The following is a 6,518-nucleotide window of genomic DNA, read 5'->3' on the forward strand; positions in this document are numbered from 1 at the left end:
CGTTACATCTGTATACTTAGTTGCTACAGCTTGCACGCTCATCATCCCTTTATTTAAGGGTTCACAATCTCTCCAGGGAAATTAACTGTCGCTAGCGCATTACGCACCTGCACAAACGAAATTTTTGATTTCGGCATTACCAAGCGTAGATTTTTAAAGCCTAATGTCGTATAGACCATCATCGTTTGTCCAAGCTCCGCAGCCACCTTACGAGGTAGTGGCGACTGCTCGGTCGCATCAACTACCAACGTATAATTGTACGCAGGCACCTGACCAATTAATGACGTCATATCCTCTAGATACTCTGGTACAACCTCATCACGAATAAATCCAAGAATTTGCACATGTACTTCATTTTTTTGCTCATAAATCGACATGCGATACCTCGGCTTCTCAGCGAAAACCATTTCTATTCCTCCTATCAAAATAGTATTATTATACCTATAACGCATTATTTTTTATAGTATAAATAATATACATTAAAATGTCGATAGTAGTTCCTTTGTTCTAATCAATTCTTTTAATAAAAACCCATTAATATGTAGAGGATAAGACGATAAAATCTCGTTAATTCATTATTTTCTTTTAATTTACTTATTTTCTAATTGAATGGTAAAAATACTTTTTGAGAAAATAATCATATTGTAGAATAAATTATGTTTTAAAGATACGTGAGGTTAATTATTATTCTAGAGATCCCAAGTTGATTCTTTTATAATAAGCTGAAGGAGTTTTGAGATGACAAACTATCACCTAAACGAACTACATGTATGTGGCAATTTAAGAGACCGAGACAAATTTCACATGATGCTTGCGGGCACACATACTATTCGAAAAAAACACTATATTAATAATTCAAAAGATAGCTTAGTAACAATTCGACAGGCGTATCCGAATGCAATCGTCTATACTCAAAAATATGGGCCCAATAGGTTAATTGTGGTTGAAACAAGAGAAACTATAGAAGATTTAAATTTTGCTACATTGTATAAAAGTGAGGATATTCATTTAGAAAAAGCAATCGGAGACACGACAACATCTGTTTATTTTTTTGAAGCACCTTATAGCCTAATTGAAGATTTAATCGAATCTATTTCACAACAATTCCCCACATTGTACTTTCAGTTATCTGTGGAGTTTGAAGATATGTTTATAACAGACTGTTATCAAAATGGCATACACCTAAACATATAAAAAGAGAGAAATCGTAATGCTACGACTTCTCTCTTTTTTTTATTATACACCGACTAAATAACGATAAATCGCCTCTGGAACAGGGGCTTCTAATTCAAATTTCAATGTCACATATGGTTTCATAACACCTTTGTGCATCAGTTGAATGTCCTCTGCACTTTCGACATCTGGTTTTGCCTTACCTAAATAGAAATAGTCGGTCCCTTCGCCACCTTCTTTTTTAATAAACACATCAATACGAAGGTCTGGACTGTGTAGTATTCTCTCTACCTGCTTTGAATTTACACGATTATTTGGACGTGTAAACCATTTTAGTGTAGAAGGGTTTAATAATTCGTCCTCATAAAGTGTCTCAGAGCTTAAGGAATCATCTTTATGGTACGTAATAAATAATGGACATGTATTTGTAGGCTCATCGATTTTATAGCCATACATTGTTGCCGACATATCACTACTCCAGTTCATTAAACGACAATAATCTTTACGTGAGTATTTCTCGCCGACTTTTAGCTGCTCATATGCATAGCGCGTTGATTTCTCGTTAGCGCAGGCAAAAATATCTTCTACATAACGGATAAATAAGTCATTTTTAAGTGCTACTTCAAATGAAGAAGTACGTGTGTACATATCTTCGTGTACCTCTAGCATTAAAGCATCTGCATATTTCGTTCGATTACTACTAACAAAGAAACTTAAATCAAGAAATCTTTCTACAGAAGTAATGGTTTCCTCGTCATAAGTAAGTTCATGTTGCTGCAGTAGCTCGATATACTGTGTTTTTGAGACAGTTGGTTGTGCTATTAATGCTTTCAATAAAAGAAGCTCATGCATACGCTTGCCATCCATTAATTCCTGTGATAAAAATGTCAGCATCGTATTTTGACTAGCTGGTAATGCAGCAAGGTCTTTATCCACATACATTAAGAATTCATGATAATTTGGGCGTTTCGTTAATAAAACTTCTGGATCTACTGAATGATGCTCGATAAATTCGATTAACATTGGTTGATGACCTAAGCGATTACTCAGCTGTTCAAACTGCGCCTTTAGCTCACGAATCGTAATTAATGTTTTTTGATTAATCGCTTCGAAAATACGATTTTTCGCAATTTCTTCAAAATGCACACTTGATACACCTTTAATATAAGCCATATCCATCGTATTACGGCGTAAATTATCCTTGTTGTACGTATTATCACCAGCAAGTGCCATCGGAATCATATAGTTATTTTTATAGTTGCCAATAAAGTCTAAAATCACAACATAATCTTTTGAATCATGCTTACGTAAGCCACGGCCAAGCTGTTGAATAAAGATAATACTTGATTGCGTTTGTCGCAGCATGACGATTTGATTGACTACCGGAATATCAATACCTTCATTAAATACATCGACCGTTAAAATATAATCGAGCTCACCCGCTTCTAATTGCTCAACGACCGCTTCACGAACATCCGTTGAATCTTCCCCAGTTAAAGGCATTGTTCGATAACCCCGTGCATTTAGCTTTTGCGATAATTGCTTCGCTTCCTCTTTACGACTACAGAAAATAAGGCCCTTTACTGCGTCTCCTGCATGGCCATAATATTCTACTTTCTCAATAACATGGTTCACACGCTCATCTAGCATTAATTGGTCAATTGACATATTCTCATCAATCACATAATCATCACGCTCAAAATCCGTTACACCAAAATAATGGAATGGGCAAAGCATTTCTTCCTCTAGCGCTTCTTGTAGACGAATTTCATAGGCAATATTGTAGTCAAACAGCTCAAAAATATTAAATTGGTCTGTTCGCTCTGGTGTGGCAGTCATCCCTAATAGAAAAGCCGGCTCAAAATAATCTAACAGGCGTAAATAAGAAGGAGCTCCCGCCTTATGTACTTCATCGATTAAAATATAATCAAATGCCTCACGGTCAAAACGCGCTAAATTTTCAGGCTTTGATAAGGTTTGAATTGTCGCAAATAAGTAGCGTGCATCTGTTTGCTGCGTGCTCCCAACAAATTTTCCGTAATCCGCTTTATCTCCACCAAGCACCTTTTGATAATCGCTCATAGCTTTCTCTAAAATCTGCTCGCGGTGTACGATAAAGAGCATTTTCTTCGGTGCATATTGGCGCACATCAAACGCCGATAAATACGTTTTCCCTGTGCCCGTTGCTGAGACGACTAATGCACGTTTTTCACCTGAATCACGAACCTGCTGAATCTGTGCGAGTGCCTGCGTCTGCATTTTATTTGGTGTAATCGTCACATAGCCTGCAGTTGGTTCTGTTTCAAATGATGCTGCAAGTGCCGCCTCTGCTACTTGACCAGGTAATAATGGGAATGGTGTCACCTGACGTTTTGGCATTGGTTTATACGTTTGACGATACATATCAATCCATTGCTGAGATAGCGGTGTGGCGTCTTTCCAAGCATGTTCAAATTGTTCATTAAAACGTTGAATCAAATCTCCCTGGCTCAGTGAATTCAATTTCACATTCCATTCGTAATTCGTTTTCAGAGCGGAATCTGTTAAATTGGAACTCCCAACAATTAGTGTTTCATAACTTCCTTGGTCAAAAATATACCCTTTCGCATGAAATCCAGGAATTGATGTCAAACGAACATCTACATTTGGAATTTTCATTAGCTCTTCAAAGGCTTTAGGGTTATTAAAGCCTAAATAAGTAGATGTTAAAATACGTCCTCGAACACCTTTTAATGCTAAATCCTGAAGTACAGATTTTAACATCACTAGCCCACTTGAAGTAATAAATGCCACTGAAATTGTGAATGAATGACATGTTGCAAGTTCCTGCAGTAAGGTTGGTAATACTTGTCCATTCGCATTATTACTTAATAATCTTGGCTGTAATCGCTCATTTGCAACAATTGCATCGTTCATAAATCCTTTTTCTAATGCCTCTACTAGCTGTTGTCTCGCTTCCATCAAATTCCCCCCTACTTAGTCAATTGCTCCACTGCCGGAATATCGGCGGCTGCCCATTCAAGTGCAAGCAACTCGATACGCTTCTTCCAAATCAATTGTGCATGTTCTTTCGCAATTGGTGCGCCCTCTGTAATTTTTGCCTTGTATGTTTCAAGACGTACAATCACGTTCTCATATTCGTACGTCGTATCTTCTACTTTATCGCCAACATCAATCACACAATCTAATTCTTCCATAATTTCACGCTTTAATGCCTGCTGTGGTGTTTCGCCCGCTTCAATTTTGCCACCAGGAAATTCCCATAAATTCGCTAATGACATACTAGGACTTCGTTGTGCACATAAAATCTGTTGCGCGTCATTTTCAATAACTGCTCCCACAACATGAACGGTTTTCTTCATTTCTTATCACCTCTACTTCTAGTATACGAGTTTTTGATGAAAAAAGAATGCTTCATTCTCCTAAAAATAAACAGTGTGCCACAAATGATACTTCAAAGCCCCTACTGTGTTTAACAAAAATCAAAACGGTCAATAGTATTACTAAAGGTGGTGTGTAAACATGCTATTTATCGTACAAGGAAAGGTTTTTCGCGAACGGTTGACGATGAAAAATATTTCACGGCTTGCATTTGCAGATTCGGAAGGGTTGGCGCTTGATAAGGTGATGAAAGGGCTTCCGGTGACTGTGCCTTATTTTGAGGGGATTGTGATGCCGACGTTTAAGGATATTCCGGGTATTACGAGCGAGGTGGCACTGCTGTGCTGGCATCGGCTGCATTTTAGTCGCTCGCTTGTTGAATTAGCGTATTACTTCCATCAGTTTGAGGAGCTTGAACAGCTTGTTTGTTTATCAAAGCAGGAATCCTGGGCGATTCGTGATCATTATGAGCAAATGGGCATTATTTTGACGCATGAGGAATGGTATTTGCCGAATTATAATCTATATGCGGCGCCAAGTGTGACGCTCACGGAGCATCGTCTACAACAATTTGCCAATCAAGTTGTCCATTTATTAAAGACGCGTGGGTGCACGGTTCAATCACTTGGTGGTACGGCGTGGAAAATTGATTGTCCTTATTTAATTGCTCCGCGAAAGCATTTTATCGTCTCGAGTCCTGAGGAGATGATTTTGACGTATGAAATTCTTATGAGCCAGACGCTAATGCCGATTAAGCCGGTGCTTCAAAAAACTGATAAGGCAGCGGAACTACTCGATGCTGAAGGAATTTGGTATGTCGATATACATGATGGCAGCATTGTCAGTGATGGGCGCTATATTTGGACGTAAAAAAAGAAGCCGAGGCGACGAATCGTCTAAGCTTTTTTTTCTATCTTGAATGTAGCAGAGGACGCCCACCTCAAAGAGCGTAGCGAGTAGGTGGGTGGTGAATGCTACAAGGCATTAAGTTTTGACTGTAAATCAGCTTGATTGTATAATCAGTATTATAAACATGAAAGGCTGATACAACAATGGTTTTAGATAGTAATAATCATTCAGTATTCTCATTGCACTATCACTTAGTTTTAGTCGTCAAATACCGAAAAAAAGTATTTAATGATGAGAAATCAAATTACGCAAAAGATATTTTTGAAAGAATAGGAAGCAACTATAACATATCTTTAGTAGAATGGCACCATGATAAAGACCATGTTCACATTTTATTTAAAGCACACCCTAATACCGAACTTTCAAAATTCATCAATGCATATAAATCAGCGAGTTCACGTCTAATAAAACGAGACTTTCCAGAAATCAAACAGCAATTATGGAAAGAAATGTTTTGGTCTAAAAGTTACTGTCTCATAACAACTGGCGGTGTATCGATAGAAACGATTAAAAAATATATTCAGTCTCAAGGACAAAATAATAAGTAGAAAGAGGTGATTGTCATGCCACATAAAGCCTACAAATTCCGACTCTACCCGAATAAAGACCAACGAGCATTGATTCATCAAACACATGGTCATTGCCGTTTTGTGTACAACTATTTCCTTGAACGTTGGAATACTTCTTATAAAGAAGAAGGAAAAGGGTTGGATCGTTCCATTATGTCCAAAATGCTCATGAAAATGAAGAAACAAGATGATACCGCTTGGTTACGTAATGTAGATAGTGTGGCATTACAAGCCTCTTATGAAAATTTAATGGATGCTTTTAAACGTTTTTTCAAAGGACCAAATAAGTATCCTCGTTTCAAAAGTAAAAAGAATCCGGTTCAAAGTTATACAACTAAGAATAGCCATAATTGCATTGCGATTGTCGGCAATCAAATGAAACTACCAAAATTAGGACTTGTAAAGTTTGTAAAATCGCGTGACATTGAAGGGCGTATTTTAAAGGCGACAATCAAATATAATGCGAGTGGTACGTTTTACGTGTCT

7 protein-coding genes are annotated in these 6,518 nt (G+C 37.6%); 4 read left to right on the top strand and 3 right to left on the bottom strand.

Annotated elements, in window-relative coordinates; all coding sequences use genetic code 11:
• Window positions 1-53: 53 nt before the first annotated feature.
• Window positions 54-407, bottom strand: coding sequence for a hypothetical protein (locus tag ACFSY7_RS14440; protein WP_139993333.1), 354 nt, complete (start codon window positions 405-407; stop codon window positions 54-56).
• Between the two features lie 331 nt (window positions 408-738).
• Here ACFSY7_RS14440 and ACFSY7_RS14445 point away from each other — a divergent pair, with 331 nt between their 5' ends.
• Window positions 739-1,194, top strand: a complete 456-nt coding sequence (locus ACFSY7_RS14445; protein WP_380148310.1) for a hypothetical protein — start codon at window positions 739-741, stop codon at window positions 1,192-1,194.
• Between the two features lie 42 nt (window positions 1,195-1,236).
• Here the strand turns inward: ACFSY7_RS14445 and ACFSY7_RS14450 are convergent, their stop codons facing one another.
• Together ACFSY7_RS14450 and ACFSY7_RS14455 are read right to left on the bottom strand one after the other, a co-directional pair.
• Window positions 1,237-4,134 (bottom strand): DUF3427 domain-containing protein, encoded by a 2,898-nt coding sequence (locus ACFSY7_RS14450; RefSeq protein WP_380148311.1) that lies wholly within the window; start codon window positions 4,132-4,134, stop codon window positions 1,237-1,239.
• 11 nt (window positions 4,135-4,145) lie between these two features.
• Window positions 4,146-4,535, bottom strand: a complete 390-nt coding sequence (locus ACFSY7_RS14455; RefSeq protein ID WP_380148312.1) for a (deoxy)nucleoside triphosphate pyrophosphohydrolase — start codon at window positions 4,533-4,535, stop codon at window positions 4,146-4,148.
• Between the two features lie 160 nt (window positions 4,536-4,695).
• On the opposite strand from ACFSY7_RS14455, the gene ACFSY7_RS14460 reads away from it, so the two are divergent.
• From ACFSY7_RS14460 to ACFSY7_RS14470, 3 genes are all read left to right on the top strand, one after another.
• Window positions 4,696-5,424 (top strand): hypothetical protein, encoded by a 729-nt coding sequence (locus ACFSY7_RS14460; protein ID WP_126989981.1) that lies wholly within the window; start codon window positions 4,696-4,698, stop codon window positions 5,422-5,424.
• A gap of 182 nt (window positions 5,425-5,606) precedes the next feature.
• Window positions 5,607-6,011 (top strand): IS200/IS605 family transposase, encoded by a 405-nt coding sequence (tnpA, locus tag ACFSY7_RS14465; protein ID WP_380148313.1) that lies wholly within the window; start codon window positions 5,607-5,609, stop codon window positions 6,009-6,011.
• A 15-nt stretch (window positions 6,012-6,026) separates the two neighbouring features.
• On the top strand, window positions 6,027-6,518 hold a 492-nt coding region (locus tag ACFSY7_RS14470), incomplete at its 3' end, for an RNA-guided endonuclease TnpB family protein (protein ID WP_380148314.1).

It is taken from the genome of Kurthia populi (assembly GCF_042686175.1).
GTDB lineage: Bacteria > Bacillota > Bacilli > Bacillales_A > Planococcaceae > Kurthia > Kurthia populi.